Genomic DNA, 19,544 nt, shown 5'->3' on the forward strand with positions numbered 1-19,544 from the left:
AAAGAAGATTTTTTTAAAGTTCTTTTACTGGTTTATCAGGTTTGGCATAGGTCAATCTAGCCAGTTTATTTGCGATATGATAACTGTCTAATCCAGATACGGTAATGGTTCCAAGCTTGTCGAGGGAGATGAATCCATCTTCCTCAACAGCTTGTGGCTTTATCCATACTTCTTCGATACTTCCGATAATTAATACCGTTTCATTAACAGCCAAGGTGATCTTGTCTTTAAGAAGACAAGCAACTTTTAAAGGACTTTTTTCTACAAAAGGCGCAATGAAATTATTTAAGTATTCCTCTTTTAAACCTGTTGCCTCAAACTCCGACCTCTCCCATCGGGCACTGGAAAGGTGAGCTTCTTTGTAGAAGGATTCTGTCACATGGTTGAGTGTGAAATGTCCATTTTGTAGGATGTTTTCCAAAGTGTGTCGTTCCACGGAATGGGGGCGGAATAAAATGCCTACTGTAGGTGGATTGGCCCCAATATGGAAAACCTGACTAAACGGAGCAAGGTTTGTTTCTGAACTTTCTTCGTTGATACTTCCAATTAAATTCAGGCTTTTATATCCGCTCAGGCAGTTTATAAAATTTTTATTGTAGGCAGTACCAGCGGTTAACAGTGCTTCTTTGGTGAAATGCTTCATTAATTTAGGATGGCCTCATTTATAGTGTCACAATATTTAATATCAAGGTCTTTAATTATATTAGCCGGATGATCCATAATGATCTGTTTTTTAGCGATCATCACCATTTTCACAAACCAGGCCTCCTTGGGTAGAATTTTTCTATGGGTTTTGATTCCGTATTGATACACTTCTTTTTTCCACTCCAAAAAGTACCATTCCATACTTGGCTGGTGAAAAGCCCTTAATGCTTGTTTGTCAAAAATAAATTTCTGGTAAGCTCCAGCTTTTATGATTGTAGTTATTTTGTTGAAAACAGCTTTGAAATCTGCAATAGGGACATAGTCTACCAATAAAATGCAAATGATAATGCCCTTACTTTTATTGGTTAAAACTTGAGCATACTTTTCCGCAAGAATAACTTCGAAATCCTTTAGTGCAACTGTATTTATGGTGTCGGTCATAATCAGTATCTTTTTACTTGTTACCTGTAAGTCTAACGGCAATTGTGGAGTATATTTTAGTGAAAAGAGTTTTTTGGTTTACTTTCTACTTTTTGTTTAAAATTTTCTAGGTCATCCTCCAGCTTAATCGCATAGTTGATGGTAGTTTTCATCAATTCTTGTTGCGCTGAAATTTGTTCCTTTAACCTAGAAAGCTCCCGGTTGATATTAGTAAGTTTTTCTTCATATTCTTGCTTTAACAACTCTTTTTCAAGCTGTGCTTTTTTTAATTCTGCTTTAAAAATTAAATATGATTCCGGTGGAGTCCTCATTTCTCTGCTGTTTTGGTACCTGGGTTGATCCCTTTGCAATCTTAACTAAAAAGGCCTTTTAAATGACTATTTAATTACAGACATGCCTCCATCGACCTTTAATATTTGTCCAGTTATCCATGATGATTTGTCTGATAATAAAAAAACAGTAGAGGATGCGATGTCATCGACTGTTCCAAATCGTCCTAGAGGATGTCTATTGGCTGCAGCTATTTTTTTTTCATCAGTGGAAAGCAAGGAATTTGCTAGAGCTGTGTCAGTGAGAGATGGTGCAATAGCATTTACGCGAATCCCTGAGTTAGCCCATTCTGCAGCAAGAGACCTAGTAAGTCCTTCAATCGCTCCTTTTGCTCCTGCCACTGAGCTGTGAAAGCCCAAGCCAGTCTGAACTGCAACAGTGCTATAAAGTACAACAGAAGCATTTTTGGCTTTTTTTAAGAAACTTTCCAAGTATTGTAGAGTTTTTATTGCACCCAAATAATTGATTTCTAAATCCTGTCTAAATTCACTAATCTTAATCCGCTTAAAAGGTTTTAGGTTGATGGTCCCCGGGCAATAAACCAATCCGTGTACTACATCAGGTAGCTTGGGTATCTCTTCAAAATCTTCTAGGATATCCAAATGATTAGAACCCGAATTGGATCTTGAATAAGAAAATACTTTAGCCCCTTCGTTGATAAGTATTTCTTCTACCTTTTTACCAATCCCACTGTTTCCCCCTATAATTACAATATTGCTCCCCTTCATTTATACATTCATTATTTACTTATAAGAATGAAAAAGTGGTCAAATTGTTTAATAATTCTTTATAAATAGCTTAAAAAAAAGAAGAACTACCCCTAGGCAGCTCTTCTTAAGAAGCTTGTTGAAAGCAATGGTCTTTGTCTGCGGAATATTACCGGGCCATTGAAATGTACTTGAGAAACTCATTTCTCTTTTGAGAATCATTTTCAAATTGCCCACTGTAGAAAGAGGTTACCGTGCTACTGGTGGTGTCTCTAACGCCTCTGCTGGATACACACATATGGTCTGCATCCATAATTACAGCTACATCATCAGTTCCCAAGGCTGTTTTTAACTCGTTGCCAATTTGAACTGTAAGCCTTTCTTGAACTTGAGGCCTTTTAGCGAAATATTGGACAATCCTATTGATCTTAGACAAACCAATAACATTTCCTTTGGAAATATAAGCCACATGGGCCTTACCATAAATGGGCACAAAATGGTGCTCACAATGGGAGAAAAATGTGATGTCTTTCTCCACCAACATTTCATTGTATCGGTATTTATTCTGAAATAATTTTACCTCAGGTTTGTTTTTAGGATCTAAGCCTGAAAAAACCTCTTTAACAAACATTTTTGCAACTCTACGTGGTGTGCCTTTCAGGCTATCATCTTTGAGGTCCATTCCTAGAATGTTCATTATCTCTTTAAAATGTTTTTCAATCAATTCCATTTTCAGGTCATCATCCATTTCAAAGGCATCTTCCCTCAATGGAGTTTCATGGGAGGAAGAAATATGTTCGTCTCCTAAGTCGTCAATGGTTTGATTGAGATCAATCTCCGCTGAATTCAACAAAGTTTCTTTCTGTTTCATATAATCGAATTGTTAAGTCGTATTTTAATTCAATTTCTTCTCTCAAAATATTCCAAATAACCACAGCAATGTTTTCTGCAGTTGGATTAAGGTTTTTGAATTCATCGACGTCTAAATTTAAGTTTTTATGATCAAGTTTACTGGTAACATGTTTTTTTATTACATCCTTAAGCCTTTTCATATCATAAACATAACCCGTTTCTGGGTCAATGGGTCCAGATAATTTTACTACCAGATCGTAATTGTGACCATGGTAGCTGGCATTATTGCATTTCCCGAAAACCTCATTGTTTTTTTCTTCTGACCACTTCGGATTATGAAGCCTATGGGCAGCATTAAAGTGTTCTTTTCGATAAATGGCTATTTTCATAAATTCACTAACAGATGATTTCCAATTTTGTTTAATATGGTTTCATTAACCCGCCAAGGGAGAAGAAAACGTAAAGTAGGTGTTTTTGATAAAAGACCTGGAAATCGTTTTAATCCCATTTTTTTATTCCAACCGAAAGAACAAAGAATTAGGGGGAATGGGTTCAAAATTAATTAAATAATAGAGAATCTTGGTTCATTGCTAAAGTTTAACAAGGTTCTGGTTAGTATAAACGTTATGAATTCTTTGAAGTTTTAATATCAAACCGTGGTTTGTTAAATAGCGCAGATGATAGTAAAAGATGCCTTAAGAACAATTATATATGCTTTAGCTCTTATTTTGCCAAGGGCTTTTACCATGAAAAGGAGTTGCTAATCGTTAAATTATTTGATAAATTTATAAAGCACTTTAGCCTATTAAGAGATGATTCCTTTATTTACCAAAGTGTCTGTTGCGTTTCTTAATTTGAAAGGGTGAATTCCTTTTTTTGTTTTTTATGTCCTGGTTATCAGTGGTTTGTAACTTGTGTAGCTGCAGTATTTTAAAATAATTGAGAATTTATTTAAAAGATGTAATATCTGTTTTAATAACCCGTTGTATTTCGGTTGGTAGGTTGTTAATCAGTTGGCTGTCAATAATATTGAAGAAATATTAAGGTTTTAAAATAAATATCCAATGGTTCAGGGAATTATTTACCAGCTTTATTGACTTATATATTTGTGGTATTGCTTTTTTAGGGTTGGATTCAGGTACAAATCCTATCTATAACTATTCATTTTATGTTAAAAATTATAGCCTTTACACTTCTAGTCGTTTTCCCGGTTTTTTCATTTGAAGTAAAAAAATTTGAAGACCAGGTAAGAAAAAATGAGCCAAAACTTGTTTCAAGTAAGGTGGAGACTGTGGTCGAAAATTTATGGGATAACATTCGTGCGGATCATAAGTCCTTGAAGAAAGAAGTCCTGTTATTGGCCTATGAAGGGTATTTGAAAATGGTGAGTGAAGGTATGCTTGAAGAAGGAAAACCATTGACAATTATAGATTTTGATTTACCTTCTTCCGAAGAAAGACTTTGGGTTATCGATATTCAAAACCAAGGCATGGAACATGTCTCTTTGGTTGCTCATGGGAGAAATTCTGGAGGGCTTCATGCTGAGAAATTTTCAAATGTTCCTGAAAGTTACATGAGTAGTCTTGGGTTTTACCTGACAGGAGAAACTTATTTTGGTAAACATGGCAAGTCCCTAAGGTTAGACGGTATGGAAGAAGGTGTCAATGACAATGCTAGGTTAAGGGCCATAGTGATGCATGCAGCGGATTACGCAGAAGCTTCTTTTGTTAAGCGTCATGGTAGGTTGGGGAGAAGCCTTGGCTGTCCAGCACTACCAGATGATGAGTTTGAGGATATTATTGACTTGATAAAGGACAAAAGCTGTTTGTTTATTCATGCCAGTGAAAAAGAATATTTAAATCAATCTGCTTTTATCGGTAATTTATCGGCAGGCTAATACAAAATTATTATAGGATTCAATTAGTATTTATCACAGGTTTTTGCAGTAATAGAAACAATTCATCATCTCTGGAATAGATGTCTTTTCTTACTTGCTCTTTACCTTTGCTGTCTGTCCAAAAAGTAAGATAGAGGATGATGACAGGGATTTTTCTAGTAAGGCTAACAGATTGTGCTTTACTTGATGACATTGCCTTCTTAATCAGTTCGTCTGTCCAATCGGGTTGATCTGCAAGTAAAAGCTTAGCCAGTTCAAAAGGCTTCTGTATACGAATACATCCTGAACTTAATGCCCGGTCTTCTTTGGAGAAAAGTGTTCTTGAAGGAGTGTCGTGAATGTATACGTTGTGTTTGTTTGGAAACATAAACTTTACCTGGCCAAGGGCATTGTCCTTACCTGGATCCTGCCTTACCATGTATTTGAAGTTGTTTCCGTTAACCGATTTCCAGTTTAAAGTAGAGGGGTTGATTTCTTGGCCTGAAAAATCAAGAATTCTCATGTTTTTAGCAGTCAGATAATTTAAATTTTTCTTCACTGCAGGAATCACATCATTTTTTAATATTGTAGGAGGAACTGTCCAAGTAGGGCTAAATACCAAATAGGACATGCCCGCATTAAATACAGGAGTCTTTCTATAGGTCTTTCCCACAATAGCATTAGAGTGAAGCAAGGTGTCCATTTCCCGAATATATTCCATGCTATAATTGGCAATGTTCACCAGTATGAATTCATTTACTGTAGTGTCTGGAAGCCATCTTAACCGTTCCATGTTTACACTCACCTGTTTGATAAGCTCTTTTGGATTTTTATTTAATGCCTCAATTGTGGCCTTTCCCAATACTCCGTCGGCTTGAAGACCATTTCTTTGTTGGAAATTTTTAACGCCTTCCATCAACAGGGAATCATAAATATCTCCATTTCCTTCCTGGACTTGGTAATCATCTAAGTCAGCCCAAAATAAAAGTCTTTTTCTGATGGTGTTGATTTGTGGATTCGCCTGGGAAAGTTCGATTGCGTCCTTGATTTTTATAGTCTCCCATTTCTCATCTACTTGTTCTTTTTGAAGATCAAGGTATTTGATCATAGATTGCCTCATGCGTTTGTAGATGGCAAATTTGGGATGAAGGCTAAATATCTGGGTTCTGACCTCGTTTTGAGTAACGGCTAGGTTTAGTTTTTCCAGAACCTTAGGCTCGTTAACTTTTTGTATTATTTCCCAAGAACCATTAATATGTTCAGGATGTACCTTACCTGTATAAATATGATTGGCATATAAGATGAATGCATCGCTTAGCAAAAAATCCACCTTAGCCAGTTCTAGTGGTGTTAATGGTGTTCCATTGAAAAATTTTTCAAAAAAGGGATTGAGTCCTTCAAGGTGATAATCCTCTGGTACCAAGCCTTCGAATTCAGCTTGTTGAATGAGTAAACGCAATTCAAGAGCATTGCATGTGAGGATTTGGTTTACAGACCAGCTGGGTTCAAATGCCCTGTCGGAATAAAAGGAGAATAATTCGCTTGGAGAATGTAAAGGACTATCATTAAAGACGATGTTTAAATAGGTACTGTCTCCTTCAAGTAGCGTTCTAATTTCGTTGGTTACAGATTGGTCTTGCGCAAAAGCCACTAGCTTTAGGAAAAAGAGTTGGATTACCAGTAGAAAATAGAAACACCACTTTACTTTTTTCATAACAAGGAATAATTTTTGAATTGATTTCCTAGCTCCCATGCACTTTTCAGCATTGCAAGAAAGCTGTCCATGTCAGCAAGAGGGATCATATTTGGCCCGTCACTTAAGGCAATGGCAGGGTTGGGATGGGTTTCGATGAAGAATCCATCTACTCCTGCAGCCCCCGCTGCCCTGGCAAGATATGGTGCCATTTGACGTTGTCCGCCACTACTTCCTTTATTGGCTCCAGGTTGTTGAACACTATGAGTGACATCAAATATTACTGGAGCAAACTGGCGCATAATAGGAAGAGCGCGCATGTCCACAACAAGATTATGGTAGCCTAATGAGAATCCCCTTTCTGTGAGCGCAACATTGTCATTGCCTGTCCCCCTAACTTTATCTACTGCATATTTCATGTCTTCCGGAGCCATGAATTGTCCTCTTTTAATTTTAATTGCCTTACCTGTTTTTCCTGCAGCTATCAGAAGGTCTGTTTGCCGGCATAGAAAGGCGGGAATCTGAATAACATCAGCTACTGCAGCCACTGCTTCTACCTGATAGCTTTCATGAACATCTGTCACTATTGGTACATTCAGTGTTTTGCCAACCGTTTGTAATACTTGCAAAGATTTATCAAAACCAATGCCTCTGTAGGAATCAGAGGAGGTCCTGTTTGCTTTGTCGAATGAAGCTTTAAAGACATATTCAAAACCATGTTTTTCAGAAAGGGCTTTAACCGTACTACCGATTTCCAAGCAGATATCCATGCTTTCTACAGCGCAAGGACCAGAGAATAAAACGGGTTGATCTCCACCTAGTTCAATGTTTTCTTTGATGGTCATGGTATGCTTGCTTCTTTCCATTTTTCGATTTTAATAGTTAGGTGATGAGCTGTTTATTTTGACAGGTGAAGAGGGCAGGTTTCCATTTGAAAATAGGATTAAGTCAGCCAATTCTCTAAATGCCCCTTGTCCTCCCTTTTTTAAAGTGACATAAGTTACCTTTTCTTTGACATAGTCCATGGCATCGGCAGGAGCAGCCGAAAAACCAACATTCAATAATAACTCAAGGTCGATTATATCATCTCCAATATAGGCAACCTGGCTTGGATTTAATTTCATTTCCCCAATTACCTCCGATAAAGTTTTCCATTTATCACGGATACCATGGAAATGAAAATCTACTCCCATTTGTTCGCAGCGGATTTTGGAAACCTGTACGTTTCGGCCGGTAATTATTCCTGTTTTAATTTCGAATTTATGTAAATATGGGATGATTTGACCATCCTTCACCTGAAACCTTTTGTACTCCATACCATTGTCGTCCAGAATGATTCCTCCGTCCGTCAATACACCGTCCAGATCTGTGACAATAAGCTTTATTTGACTTGCTTGCTTTAGGGCCTTTTCGTAATTCGTATTAAAGTAATTCATTATCTCTTGTTTTTCCATTGTATGGAATACAAATCCAATCTTCTTTGTTCGAGGTTTCGCACACTACCTGTTTTTCGTAGTTTTGTCAATAGTCCTAAATCAACATCAGCAACGATGGTTGTTTCTGTGTTGAGAGAAGCTTCTGCTATTATTGCGTCATGAGGAAAAGAAAAATCAGAAGGAGAGTAAATCGCCGCCTGAGAATGCTGGATGTCCATATTTTCAACTCTTGGTAAATTACCTACCGAGCCCGTGATGGCTACATAACATTCATTCTCTATGGCCCTGGCTTTGGCACAGGTGCTTACTCTTAGGTAGGCGTTTTTTGTATCTGTCCAAAATGGAACAAATAGTATATCCATTTCTTTCTCTGCCAAAATTCTACCCAACTCAGGGAATTCCACATCATAACAGATAAGGATTCCAATTTTACCAGCATCAGTATCAAATACTTTTATGCCATTTCCACCCTGAAGGCCCCAATAAGATTGTTCATCAGGTGTGATATGAAGTTTGTATTGCTTGTCCATGGTACCATCTCTTCTGCAAAGGTAACTTACATTTCGAAGTTTTTTCCCATCATATTCAGGCATACTTCCAGCTATAATATTGACATTATAGGACAAGGCTAGGTCCCGCATTCGATTGACTATCTCCTCAGTATAGTCAGCTAGGTTTCTGATGGCCTCAGAAGCGTCCATTTTATTGAAACCTGCCAATAGAGGGGCATTGAAAAATTCGGGGAACAGGCAGAAGTCAGATTGGTAATCAGAAACAGTGTCTACGAAAAACTCTACTTGCTGCATCAGGTCATCCACGTCAATGAATCTTCTCATTTTCCACTGAACGAGGCCTAACCTAACAATTGTCTTTTTATTGCCAATTAATTTTTCGTCTTTTTCATAATAAATATTGATCCATTCAAGTAATGTGGCGTAAGCACGTGAATCAGTGTCTTCAGGAAGATATTTGGTAATGACTTTTCTAACGTGAAATTCATTCGCAAGCTGAAAGGAAAGTACAGGGTCAAATATTTCCTTGTTCTTAACCAATTCTATGTATTTTCTCGGCGACATTTGGTCTGCGAATTTGCTGTATCCTGGTATTCTCCCCCCAGCTATAATGGACCTCAGGTTAAGGTTTTCGCAAAGTTCCTTTCTTGCATCATATAGTCTTCTGCCTAAGCGTAGGCCTCTGTATTCTCTGTCTACAAATACATCCGTACCATATAAGGTGTCTCCTTCTGGATCATGGGTATCGAATTTGCCAAAGCCAGTGATTTGATCATAAGAATGATTGTCTCCATATTTGGAGTAATCTACAATAAGGCTCATCGCGACAGCTACTACCTTGCCATTATCTTCTAGGCAAATCTGACCTTCAGGGAAGGCGTTAAGTTGACTTTTGAATTCATCCTTGGTCCAAGACATGGCCTGGGTTTTATACGTTGAGACCATTATATCACGGATGTCATTAAAATCAGAATGTTTGATGTTTCTGAGTTTAAGCCTGTGTTCGAGTTCTTCCTTTTGTTTACTCATGAGAATGAAATTAGCAACAAATGTACCTAAAATGTAAATTATAGTAGAAATACAAGCGTAATTTTTTAAATGATTTTCAATATGTGCTAAAAACAAACTTAATGATGTTGTTAGTTAAGCATAATATTTGAATGTGTAAGTTGATAGTTTTAAAATAATATTTTTTAATTCACTATATTGTTTTATTAAGTTTAGAAGTCTTTTTGACAAAATCATTAAGTTATGAGTGAAATAATACAAGACATTAAAGGAGGCGATTTCAGTAGTTTCCTAGATAAAATCAATGCGTTACTCAATTATAAACTGTTAATGGTTGGGGAAACGAATCTTACCATAGGATTGTTCTTAGGATTGACTTTTTCTATCATTTTGGTATTTGTTATTTCTGAGTTAGCGAGGAAATTTCTAGCCAATAAAATATTGGCCAGGTATAAGCTGGAGTTAGGGATGAGGCAATCGATTGCCACCATTTTTAAATACCTATTGATTATTATTGGCCTTGTTACCATTTTGCAAAATAGCAATGTAGACCTAAGTGCTTTAGGGATTTTAGCAGGAGCTATAGGTGTTGGTATAGGCTTTGGTTTACAGAATATTACCAATAATTTTATCAGTGGGCTGATTATATTATTCGAAAGACCAATAAAAGTAGGAGATAGGATAGAGGTAGACGATGTGTATGGAGATGTGGTTAAAATTTCGGCCAGGTCTACAATTATTCTTACAAATGATAATATTGCAATAATAGTACCCAATAGTCAATTCATAGATAATTCAGTGATCAATTGGTCTTATAATGACGGGAATATAAGGTTCAACATACCTGTAGGGGTATCTTACAAAGAAGATCCGGAAAAAATTAAAAAGATATTGCTAGAGGTGGTGGAGAGGAATTCAGGGGTTCTAAAACAGCCTAAACCTGATGTGCTTTTTGATAAATACAATGACAGTAGTATTGATTTTAATCTTAGGGTATGGACTACTGAGTATACTAACCGACCAAGTGTATTGAGAAGCCAGTTGTATTATGAGATTTTTAGGCGGTTTAAAGAGGAGAATGTGGAAATTCCTTTTCCTCAGAGAGACTTGCATATTCGTTCTGGCTTACACAAAATTGACAATGACTAATTTTTTTATTGGGCCAATCTATTTATCTTTATGGGGTTTATTGCCAATTGGTTAATGACAAAAGATAAGGTACAAGAGAAAAATGAGGAAGAGAATATTTTTTATAGCATTTTTTCTAACAGCAATTTCAATACAAACATTTGCCCAGAGTATTTATAGGTTTAGGGTTGAAGAACCATGGTCATTTTCCATTCAAGGTGGGCCTTCTCAATATTTTGGAGATCTTTATGCGCTTTGGCAATACAAAGAAGGAGTTCAACCAGACTATAATGCAGGGATTAGTGCCAGATATATTGTTGGAACTAATTTAAAGGCCAGAGGTGACATTGGATATTATCAAATCTCGGGGCAGGATGATCATGCTGATCCTTCTAGTGGGAGGATACCTAGAAATTTAAATTTCCGAAGTAGGAATTGGGAAGCAGCTTTGTTGATGGAATATTACTTGAAGCCTGTAAAAGTTTACAATATCACCAGAGAGTTTTTTAACCCCTATGTCTTTTTTGGTATAGGCGCCAGTACCAATAATCCACAAACAACTTACAATGGAAGATGGGTGGATCTGCGCCCATTAAGAACTGAAAATGAGCTTTACAATAATATTGTAACCGTTTTCCCCATGGGGCTAGGTATAAAATATAAAGCCAATGTCTATATGGACTTTTTTATTGAGGGGAACTATCGATTCACATTTTCTGATTACCTCGATGATGTCAGTACTTTTAATATTTCAGGGTATTATGAAGAATTAATTGATGACTATATATCAGGAGAAAATCCAGACAGGTTGCGTCTTTCCATCAGGCAAGACAGGTTTTTACTTCCTAATGGTGAACCTAATATTGAATTAATAAGAAATACCAGAGGGAGTGCAAGGAGAGGTAGTGGAGATCCACGGCTCAATGAGCCTGGTGCAAGGTACGATGGCTATTTTACTTTGAACTTTGGGGCTGAGATCTATTTTTCTAAAGATATATGGGACAACTGGATCTTCCGTAAAAAGGGTAGGGGATTTCGGTACTGGTAAAGTTTAGCACATCATTTTTTGTTAATTATCTAGTGAATCGCATATAGTGACCCATATTCGAAATGAATAGGGATATTTTTTATACTTTTGGAATTGAATTGACCAATAATTTTACAATTACTGAAAATGTCTGATTATAACTTTCGCACCATTGAAAAAAAATGGCAGGACCGTTGGGAGCAAACGGGAATTTTCAATGCCAATCCGGTAGCAAATAAGCCAAAATTTTATTCTCTGGATATGTTTCCATATCCTTCAGGGGCGGGACTACATGTAGGACACCCACTGGGATATATAGCTTCTGATATTGTAACACGATATAAAAGATTAAAAGGCTTTAATGTATTGCACCCAATGGGCTATGATTCTTTCGGGCTTCCGGCAGAGCAATATGCGATACAGACCGGGCAACACCCAGCCTTAACCACTGAGGACAATATTAAAAGGTATACTGAACAATTAAAAAACATAGGTTTTGCTTTTGATTGGAGCAAGGAGGTAAGAACTTCCGATCCTGAGTATTATCGTTGGACCCAGTGGATCTTTTGTCAGCTATTTGAAAGCTATTACGATTTAGAGGCTGACAAGGCTCTTTCTATTGCTCATCTAATCTCGGTTTTTGATAAAGAGGGGAATAAAAATATAAAGGCAGTCTGTGACGATGATACTGAGTTGTTCAGTAAGGACGATTGGAATCAATTTTCCGAAGAGGAAAAACAGAAAATGCTGCTAAGATACAGGTTGACCTATTTGGCAGAAACCACAGTTAACTGGTGTGGAGCTTTAGGAACAGTGCTTTCAAACGATGAAGTCAAAGATGGTTTTTCTGAAAGAGGGGGGCATCCTGTAGAGCGAAAGCGCATGATGCAGTGGAGCATGCGAATAACTGCTTATGCAGAACGTTTGCTCAATGGCCTGGAAGCTCTTGATTGGCCGGATCCAGTTAAAGAAATGCAGAGGAATTGGATTGGCAGATCTCTTGGTGCTGAAATGGTTTTTGATGTAGTAGGTCAGGACGAAAAGATCAAGGTTTTTACTACCCGTATTGATACCATATATGGGGTGACTTATTTGGCCTTGGCACCTGAGCATGAGTTGGTAGAGAAGTTGATAACTAAGGATCAAAAAGAAACTGCAGAAGATTATGTAGCTCAGGCCAAGAACAGGTCAGAGCGGGATAGGATGACGGATGTGAAAACCATTTCAGGTGCATTTACAGGTAGTTATGCGAAAAACCCATTCAATGGTGAAGCTATTCCAATATGGATTGCGGATTATGTTTTGGCTGGTTATGGAACAGGAGCTGTTATGGCTGTTCCAGCGCATGATGAACGTGATTTCAATTTTGCCAATCACTTTGGGTTAGAAAAAAGGCAGGTTATAGAAGGAGATATGTCTGAAGGTTCCTTCCCAGGTAAAGGTGGGACTATCATGAATTCCGGTTTTATAAGTGGATTGGAAATGCAGGAAGCCATGGACAAAGCCATCGCTTTTCTAGAAGAAAAAGGAATCGGAAAAGGCAAGATCCAATATAAAATGAGGGATGCAATCTTTACCCGTCAGCGTTATTGGGGTGAGCCTCTTCCTGTTTATTTTAAAGATAATTTACCTTACCTTATTGATGAAAGTGATTTGCCTTTAAGGCTACCTGAAGTTGATAAATATTTGCCTACAGAAGATGGAGCACCACCTTTGGGTAGAGCCAAAGACTGGACTTATAAAACTGATTCAGGTAATTGTCCTTTAGAGATGAGTACCATGCCGGGATGGGCTGGTTCAAGCTGGTATTTTTTCCGTTACATGGATGCCAACAATAAGGAAGAATTTGTAAGTAAAAGTGCTGCTGAATATTGGGGAGCCGTAGATTTATATATTGGAGGGGCAGAGCATGCTACCGGGCACTTGCTTTATTCAAGGTTTTGGACAAAGTTTTTGTTTGATAGGGGCCTTGTGCCAATTGAAGAGCCTTTCCAAAAAATGATCAATCAGGGAATGATCCAGGGTAGGTCTAACTTTGTCTATCGAAAAAAAGGTACAAATACCTTTGTCAGCCGTGGATTGATAGGGGAACACGATGTGAGCCCAATGCATGTTGATGTAAATATTGTCCATAATGATCAATTGGATTTGGAAGCATTTAAAAACTGGAGACCTGATCTCAAGGATGCTGAATTTATACTTGAAGATGGCAAGTATAATTGTGGTGCAGAAGTGGAGAAGATGTCAAAGTCCAAGTACAATGTGGTCAATCCAGATGATGTAATTGAAAGCTATGGGGCAGATACCCTGAGGTTATATGAAATGTTTCTAGGCCCATTGGAGCAATTTAAGCCTTGGAATACCAATGGGATTGATGGGGTATTCAAATTTTTGAAAAAGCTATGGAGGTTATTCCATGACCAAAATGGAGAATGGAATGTTTCTGATAAACCAGCCTCCAAGGAAGCCCTAAAGTCTTTGCATAAAACAATGAAAAAAGTGGAGGAGGATATTGAGCGTCATGCTTTTAATACCTCAGTATCTTCATTTATGATTTGTGTAAATGAGCTGTCGGCTTTAAAATGTAACAATAGAGAGGTTTTGGAGCCTTTATTGGTTGTATTATCGCCTTATGCTCCCCATATTTCAGAGGAATTATGGGAAAAGCTTGGACATGAGGAGTCAATTATCAATTCTAAATTTCCTCAAGCTGAGGAAAAGTACCTTGCCGAAGAGAGTCATCAGTATCCTGTGTCTATCAATGGTAAAATGAGAGCTAAAATTGAATTGTCTCTTAGTTTATCTAAACAGGAAATTGAGGATGCTGCATTGGGTGACGAACAAATTCAGAAATGGACCAAAGGACAAAAACCTAAAAAGGTGATCGTAGTCCCTGGGAAAATAGTGAATATTGTACTTTAAAAAAATAGAAAAAGGCTCGTTTCATCTTGAAATGGGCCTTTTTTATTATAATTGGGCATTTAAGGATTATGTGGCTTATCACCGGGATTTAGGCCCATCTCGAATGATTGATATTTAAGCTTTCGTGTTTTAGCCTAGGTTACTTTTAAGTCAGAAATGGCAAAATATTGGCTGTATTTGAAATGGTCTTATTAGAGAAAAGAAGGGGCTTTGAATTTTTAGGATCAAAGATCATTGTCGATTTACAGAATAAATTTCAGGATTAGATTGAGATGAAATACTGGAATCAAAGGCAATTAATTGTGAATATCCCCAATCTATTTGGTAAATTTGGAATATGAACATAGGGGATAAGGTAAGATTACTGCATGGAAAGGAGGAAGGAGTCATTACCAAGCTTTCTTCTGGTGGACAGGTTGAAATTGAAATTGAAGATGGATTTAGAATTCCTGCTTTAAAATCTGAGTTGGTTCTCATCAATGAAGCCGAGGAGGCCTATTTCGACACCAAGCCAAAAAAAACTACAGGCTTCCTTTCTAGTGTTTCGAAAAGCAATGAATCTGACAAAGAAGAAGGTGTATATATAGCTTATGCTCCTTATAACGATCAGGTCCATGATCTGGTGCTAATTAACAACACAACCAAAGATTGTCTGTATTCATTAGATGAATTGCAGGGTGACAATTCAAAAAATATTGGTGCAGGTGTGGTTAAGGCGAAGTCATTTACCAAGTTAGGAGAAAAAATGCTTCAGGAATTTGAACAATGGCCACCATTCAGCATAATGATGGTTTTGTTGAACAAGCGTCTGGAAAAACAGCAGCCTGTTCAGGTTCGGAATGTAAAGTTGAAAGCGTCCTCCTTTTTCAAAACTATGGGGAAGGCACCATTGTTAAATAAAGACGCCTATTTTTTCAAGCTCGATGAAACGATCAAAACCCTTAATGTTAGTAAGTTAAATAAAGAGCTCAATCCTGCTCCGCAAGATATTTATCCAGCAGCAAAGGTTAAGAGACCTCCTGCTTCAGTTGACCTTCATATAGAGAAATTGACTGATGATTATGACCTGATGAGTAACAGCGAAATGATTCAACTTCAAATGAAAACTTTTGAGTCCAACTTAAATGATGCGATTGTATCAGGTATGGATGAAATTGTCTTTATTCACGGAATTGGAAATGGAGTTTTGAGGAAAAATATTCATAAATATTTAAGTCAGCTTAAAGGAATAAAATATTTTAAGGATAGTCAAAAGACTAATTTTGGATATGGAGCGACAACTGTAAAGATAAACGAATAGCTATGGAACCTTCTACCTTACCTCTGGTTTTACATGTTTTTGATAAGCACTATGATGCCGGTAAGGTATTATTTGAGGAATTATCGAAGAAGTTAAAATCAAAAAAATCCATAGAGCTTGAATCCCATTTAGAATTTTTTAGGGTTTATATCCAATTATTAGAAAGGGTACATTTTAATAAGAAGCGTGAAATTGGTCGAATTTTCACCCCCTTTAAGGAGTTGCATAAAAACCTCAGAAAAGTAAAGCATATTCGGTTTATCCAAGATGGTTATATAACCTATATGCAGGCAAATAAACACGATTATCCAGAATATGAAAAGCTTATCTCCTCGGATAAACATAGGGTTTATTCTGAGGTATATGAGCTGATTCTCTCAATACCTTTACAAAAGTGGGAAGATCTCAACAGAAATATCTGGCAATATTCTAAAGGTATGTCCATATTGTCGATTAATACTGCCATTAATCAAATCATCAATGAAGAGGTTGAATTCTTCAATTTTGGCACTAAAACCCGGCTTGATGCCCAAACCATAAGTGAGATTTACAAAGGGCTGAAAAAGGTAACTGTTTTAGAAAAAATAAGGTTGGCAATAGGCCTTAATTCCATTTTCACCCATAAGGTTCATCAAGAGATTGACCTTCTGGTTAAGGAGATGGTGAATTGGCATAAAAATCAACTGTTACTTCAACATCTTGGAAGTCATCTTGGTAAAAAAGAAGATATAAGTAAAAAGTACCAAACGGTTCTTGCCTTCCTACAAAAAAATCATAAAGAATTAACGAAGGATATTGACAATCGATGTCAATATCTCTTCACTAAAATGCTAAATTAATTTATTTAAAGCCTGCGCAAGGTCATTTTTAAGGTCTTCAGCATCCTCAATTCCTACACTTAGCCTAATCAATGAATCCGATAGGCCTACTTTCTCTCTTTCAGCTTTAGGGATACTGGCATGGGTCATGGAAGCAGGATGTCCACAGAGCGATTCCACTCCTCCTAAAGATTCAGCCAATACAAAGATTTCAAAGTTTTCTAAAACACTGATTGCATCCTTAATTTGATTGTTCTCTAAGGTAAAAGAAATCATACCTCCAAAATATTTCATTTGATTTTTTGCAACCTGATGGTTTGGGTGATCTTCGAAGCCTGGCCAAAACACTTTGTCTACCTTAGGATGATTTTTTAGGTAGGCAGCAATTGTTTTACCATTCTGGCAATGTCTTTCCATTCTTAGGTGCAAAGTCTTAATGCCTCGTAGCACTAAGAAACAATCTTGTGGACCAGGTACAGCACCACAAGAGTTTTGAATGAAGGAAAGATCTTCAGCGAGCTGTTTGTCTTTTACTACAATGGCTCCCATTACCACATCGGAATGACCTGCAAGGTATTTGGTTACAGAGTGCATTACTAGGTCCGCGCCCAAGTCCAAAGGTGTCTGAAGAAAAGGGGTGGCAAAAGTATTGTCAACTCCAAAGAGGATTTTGTTGCTTTTAGCAATCTCACCAAGTGCTTTGATGTCAATGATATTCATCATTGGGTTGGTGGGGGTTTCGGCCCAAATCAACTTGGTGTTTTCGTTGATATAAGGAAGGATGTTTTCTGGGTTTTCCATGTTTACAAAATGGAATTTTATTCCATATTTCGAGAAAACCTTTGTAAAAATCCTGTAAGTACCCCCATAAAGATCATTGGTACTGATGACTTCATCGCCAGGCTTCAATAATTTAAGTATACAGTCTATGGAAGCCATTCCAGAGGCAAAGCAAAGTCCGTGATTGCCATTTTCTAGAGCTACAAGATTGTTTTCCAGTGCCTGCCTGGTAGGATTTTGTGTTCTTGAGTATTCGAAACCTTTGTGATCGCCCGGTGATTTTTGTACATAGGTGGAGGTTTGAAAGATTGGGGTCATGATTGCCCCTGTGCCTGGATCCGGTTTAATTCCCGCATGTATGGCTTTTGTAGCAAATTTCATAGGTTAATATATATGGTTTTTCTATCAAATAAGGTATGTTCTCATTTAAAGCCTCAATTTGATGAACTTTTAGTCAGAAATATTTCTAGTTTTGTCCAAAGATGGACAAAAAACCGCCTATTTTCAAGCATTTTAGAAATATCTATAGCAAAAGTCCTTGGTTACTAGTGGCTATCCTATGGGTGAGCATTATTCCAACTATAGGAGCCTTAACCCTAGGTGGCTGGATTTACAGTAATTGGGCTGAATTGACAATTTTGTCAATTATCAAGCCAAAGGTTGCCATTGTTTATTGTTTTATGGGTATTACCCTGATGGGCTTAGCTTTGATTCCAACTACTTTTTTTGCTGTAATTACAGGCTACTTATTTGGTTGGCAGGCCTTTCCCTATCTGGTTTTGTCTTATACTTTTGCAAGTGCTGTAGGGTATTTGTTGGGAAAGATTTTGAAAAAAGATAGTCTTGAATTGATTCTTGATCCCTATCCAAAAGCGGCCAAGCTGATTCATGATAAAAAAAATCTAATGGGAAGGCTTATTTTCTTTATTAGGATTAGCCCAGTCATACCCTTTGCAATCTCTAATTTAGTCTTTGCACTATTAGAAACGGGACTAAAAAGAGTGCTCTGGTTTGGGTTTTTAGGAATGTTGCCAAGGACATTGCTTGCCTTTTCCACCGGCGCCTTTGCGGGGAGTATACAAGAAGCCCTTTCTTCCGATGCATCTGTATGGCAATATCTATTGGTGGCAGGTCTTTTGATTGTGAGCTTTTGGGGGATTTATTCCTTTTTTACCAAGCCAAGTGAGAGCAAAGAGGTTTATAGGTGAATCCTATTCACTTCGTACCCTTCTCTTTTTAAGAGATTAATTAGGCCCTCTGGACCAGCAAGATGGCCCGCTCCAACAGCAAAGAAGGCACTGCTGTCTTTCATGATTTTTTCCATAGGTGCTACCCAGTTTTTATTCCTGTCAGCAAGCAAGATGTCTTGATAATCTTTGTATTCAGGGCTTTCAGAAACCATCTCAAAAAGTTCGCTTATTTTCTCATGTTTATAAGCTTCAATAAGTAGTCTAAACTCTTCCTGTCCTTTTTCTATGTCATTAATGTAGGTGTAAAAACTCTCATATTGGTCTTCAAGTGGGATAAGGTCAAAAAGAGACATCTGGTTTTCTACAGTCTCAAGTCCTGCTACTTCTACATTTTCCTCTTTGGCAAGAAGCATTAGCTCATTCTCAAAAGACTTGGTTTCACATTCCAAGAAGTTGTTATAAAGCAAGGACATCAATATCATAGGACGCATTTCCTGTAACATGTCAAGATCCATACCTGTCCTTTCTTTTAAAAAAGTTCGAATGTCTTCGTATTCCTCTTTGTTTAAAAAGTCGTTGATTTTTTGTCCATCTTTATTGAATAAGTTGGCTCTCATTACTGATTGCAAATGAGGGTCATCCATGTCGATTTCAAGTACAAGCACATCAGTTTTGGATAATGCGCTAGTTACCTGGTCATTTATATTGAAATCTTCTTCACAAATAAGGTGTATGGTACCAAAAAGATAAGAGGGCTGAGGATTATCTTGACTTACGATCTCCCAAAAAACACCCTCTTCTTCTTGTCCAAATGCAGTTAAAGATCCTAGTAAAAACAGCCAAATGATGAAAGCTCTCTTTAACATTTTACGTGTAATT

The 19,544-nt window shown here is 37.3% G+C and carries 19 protein-coding genes; 7 read left to right on the forward strand and 12 right to left on the reverse strand.

Translation table 11 applies throughout. The features are described 5' to 3' along the window. Window positions 1-13 precede the first annotated feature (13 nt). The 6 genes from AC13EX_RS15730 to AC13EX_RS15755 form a co-directional block, all read right to left on the reverse strand. The gene (locus tag AC13EX_RS15730) at window positions 14-643 is read right to left on the reverse strand and encodes a flavin reductase family protein (protein WP_339713262.1); all 630 of its coding nucleotides are present in this window, start codon (window positions 641-643) and stop codon (window positions 14-16) included. Beyond that, entirely contained in the window at window positions 643-1,086 is a 444-nt protein-coding gene (locus AC13EX_RS15735; RefSeq protein WP_048640789.1) for a hypothetical protein, read from the reverse strand. The genes AC13EX_RS15730 and AC13EX_RS15735 overlap by 1 nt, the downstream gene beginning before the upstream one ends. Window positions 1,087-1,142: 56 nt before the next feature. Next, on the reverse strand, window positions 1,143-1,397 hold the full coding sequence (locus AC13EX_RS15740; RefSeq protein ID WP_048644347.1) for a hypothetical protein: 255 nt from the start codon (window positions 1,395-1,397) through the stop codon (window positions 1,143-1,145). A gap of 66 nt (window positions 1,398-1,463) precedes the next feature. Beyond that, window positions 1,464-2,144, reverse strand: a complete 681-nt coding sequence (locus AC13EX_RS15745) for an SDR family NAD(P)-dependent oxidoreductase (RefSeq protein WP_482893414.1) — start codon at window positions 2,142-2,144, stop codon at window positions 1,464-1,466. 148 nt (window positions 2,145-2,292) lie between these two features. Further along, window positions 2,293-2,994: a GTP cyclohydrolase I FolE gene (folE, locus tag AC13EX_RS15750; RefSeq protein ID WP_048640788.1), complete on the reverse strand. Its 702-nt coding sequence runs from the start codon at window positions 2,992-2,994 to the stop codon at window positions 2,293-2,295. Continuing rightward, window positions 2,954-3,364 carry a 6-pyruvoyl trahydropterin synthase family protein gene (locus tag AC13EX_RS15755; RefSeq protein WP_048640787.1) on the reverse strand — a complete coding sequence of 137 codons (411 nt, stop codon included), beginning with the start codon at window positions 3,362-3,364 and terminating at the stop codon, window positions 2,954-2,956. The genes folE and AC13EX_RS15755 overlap by 41 nt, the downstream gene beginning before the upstream one ends. Before the next feature lie 779 nt (window positions 3,365-4,143). Between AC13EX_RS15755 and AC13EX_RS15760 the strand changes: the two genes are divergently transcribed. Continuing rightward, complete coding sequence (locus tag AC13EX_RS15760) at window positions 4,144-4,872, forward strand: murein L,D-transpeptidase catalytic domain family protein (protein WP_482893415.1); 729 nt, start codon at window positions 4,144-4,146, stop codon at window positions 4,870-4,872. A 19-nt stretch (window positions 4,873-4,891) separates the two neighbouring features. Here the strand turns inward: AC13EX_RS15760 and AC13EX_RS15765 are convergent, their stop codons facing one another. Genes AC13EX_RS15765 through AC13EX_RS15780 form a run of 4 tightly spaced genes read right to left on the reverse strand, consistent with a single transcriptional unit; the run spans window position 4,892 to window position 9,521 of the window. Then, window positions 4,892-6,565: a L,D-transpeptidase family protein gene (locus AC13EX_RS15765; protein ID WP_482893416.1), complete on the reverse strand. Its 1,674-nt coding sequence runs from the start codon at window positions 6,563-6,565 to the stop codon at window positions 4,892-4,894. Next, complete coding sequence (kdsA, locus tag AC13EX_RS15770) at window positions 6,562-7,410, reverse strand: 3-deoxy-8-phosphooctulonate synthase (RefSeq protein ID WP_048640782.1); 849 nt, start codon at window positions 7,408-7,410, stop codon at window positions 6,562-6,564. Before kdsA ends, AC13EX_RS15765 begins: the two co-directional genes overlap by 4 nt. A 9-nt stretch (window positions 7,411-7,419) precedes the next feature. After that, a complete protein-coding gene (locus AC13EX_RS15775) occupies window positions 7,420-7,980 on the reverse strand; it encodes a KdsC family phosphatase (RefSeq protein ID WP_048644345.1) in 561 nt (186 codons plus the stop codon). Next, window positions 7,980-9,521 carry a bifunctional GNAT family N-acetyltransferase/carbon-nitrogen hydrolase family protein gene (locus AC13EX_RS15780; protein ID WP_048640781.1) on the reverse strand — a complete coding sequence of 514 codons (1,542 nt, stop codon included), beginning with the start codon at window positions 9,519-9,521 and terminating at the stop codon, window positions 7,980-7,982. The genes AC13EX_RS15775 and AC13EX_RS15780 overlap by 1 nt, the downstream gene beginning before the upstream one ends. Before the next feature lie 222 nt (window positions 9,522-9,743). Between AC13EX_RS15780 and AC13EX_RS15785 the strand changes: the two genes are divergently transcribed. The 5 genes from AC13EX_RS15785 (at window position 9,744) to AC13EX_RS15805 (ending at window position 16,716) form a co-directional block, all read left to right on the forward strand. Beyond that, window positions 9,744-10,649, forward strand: coding sequence for a mechanosensitive ion channel family protein (locus AC13EX_RS15785; RefSeq protein ID WP_048640780.1), 906 nt, complete (start codon window positions 9,744-9,746; stop codon window positions 10,647-10,649). A gap of 82 nt (window positions 10,650-10,731) precedes the next feature. After that, window positions 10,732-11,676 carry a hypothetical protein gene (locus AC13EX_RS15790; RefSeq protein ID WP_482893417.1) on the forward strand — a complete coding sequence of 315 codons (945 nt, stop codon included), beginning with the start codon at window positions 10,732-10,734 and terminating at the stop codon, window positions 11,674-11,676. A 126-nt stretch (window positions 11,677-11,802) separates the two neighbouring features. Continuing rightward, complete coding sequence (gene leuS / locus AC13EX_RS15795; RefSeq protein WP_482893418.1) at window positions 11,803-14,577, forward strand: leucine--tRNA ligase; 2,775 nt, start codon at window positions 11,803-11,805, stop codon at window positions 14,575-14,577. A gap of 337 nt (window positions 14,578-14,914) precedes the next feature. Next, complete coding sequence (locus tag AC13EX_RS15800; protein WP_482893419.1) at window positions 14,915-15,877, forward strand: Smr/MutS family protein; 963 nt, start codon at window positions 14,915-14,917, stop codon at window positions 15,875-15,877. A gap of 2 nt (window positions 15,878-15,879) precedes the next feature. Next, complete coding sequence (locus AC13EX_RS15805; RefSeq protein WP_482893420.1) at window positions 15,880-16,716, forward strand: hypothetical protein; 837 nt, start codon at window positions 15,880-15,882, stop codon at window positions 16,714-16,716. Here AC13EX_RS15805 and AC13EX_RS15810 read toward each other — a convergent pair. Next, window positions 16,708-17,856, reverse strand: coding sequence for a cystathionine gamma-synthase (locus AC13EX_RS15810; RefSeq protein ID WP_482893421.1), 1,149 nt, complete (start codon window positions 17,854-17,856; stop codon window positions 16,708-16,710). The two genes, AC13EX_RS15805 and AC13EX_RS15810, sit on opposite strands and share 9 nt — an antisense overlap. 101 nt (window positions 17,857-17,957) lie before the next feature. Between AC13EX_RS15810 and AC13EX_RS15815 the strand changes: the two genes are divergently transcribed. Then, window positions 17,958-18,683 carry a TVP38/TMEM64 family protein gene (locus AC13EX_RS15815; RefSeq protein WP_482893422.1) on the forward strand — a complete coding sequence of 242 codons (726 nt, stop codon included), beginning with the start codon at window positions 17,958-17,960 and terminating at the stop codon, window positions 18,681-18,683. Here the strand turns inward: AC13EX_RS15815 and AC13EX_RS15820 are convergent. Beyond that, window positions 18,674-19,531, reverse strand: coding sequence for a TraB/GumN family protein (locus AC13EX_RS15820; protein WP_048640773.1), 858 nt, complete (start codon window positions 19,529-19,531; stop codon window positions 18,674-18,676). The genes AC13EX_RS15815 and AC13EX_RS15820 overlap by 10 nt on opposite strands. Window positions 19,532-19,544 lie beyond the last annotated feature (13 nt).

The sequence above is a fragment of the Cyclobacterium sp. L-R genome, assembly GCF_056859355.1.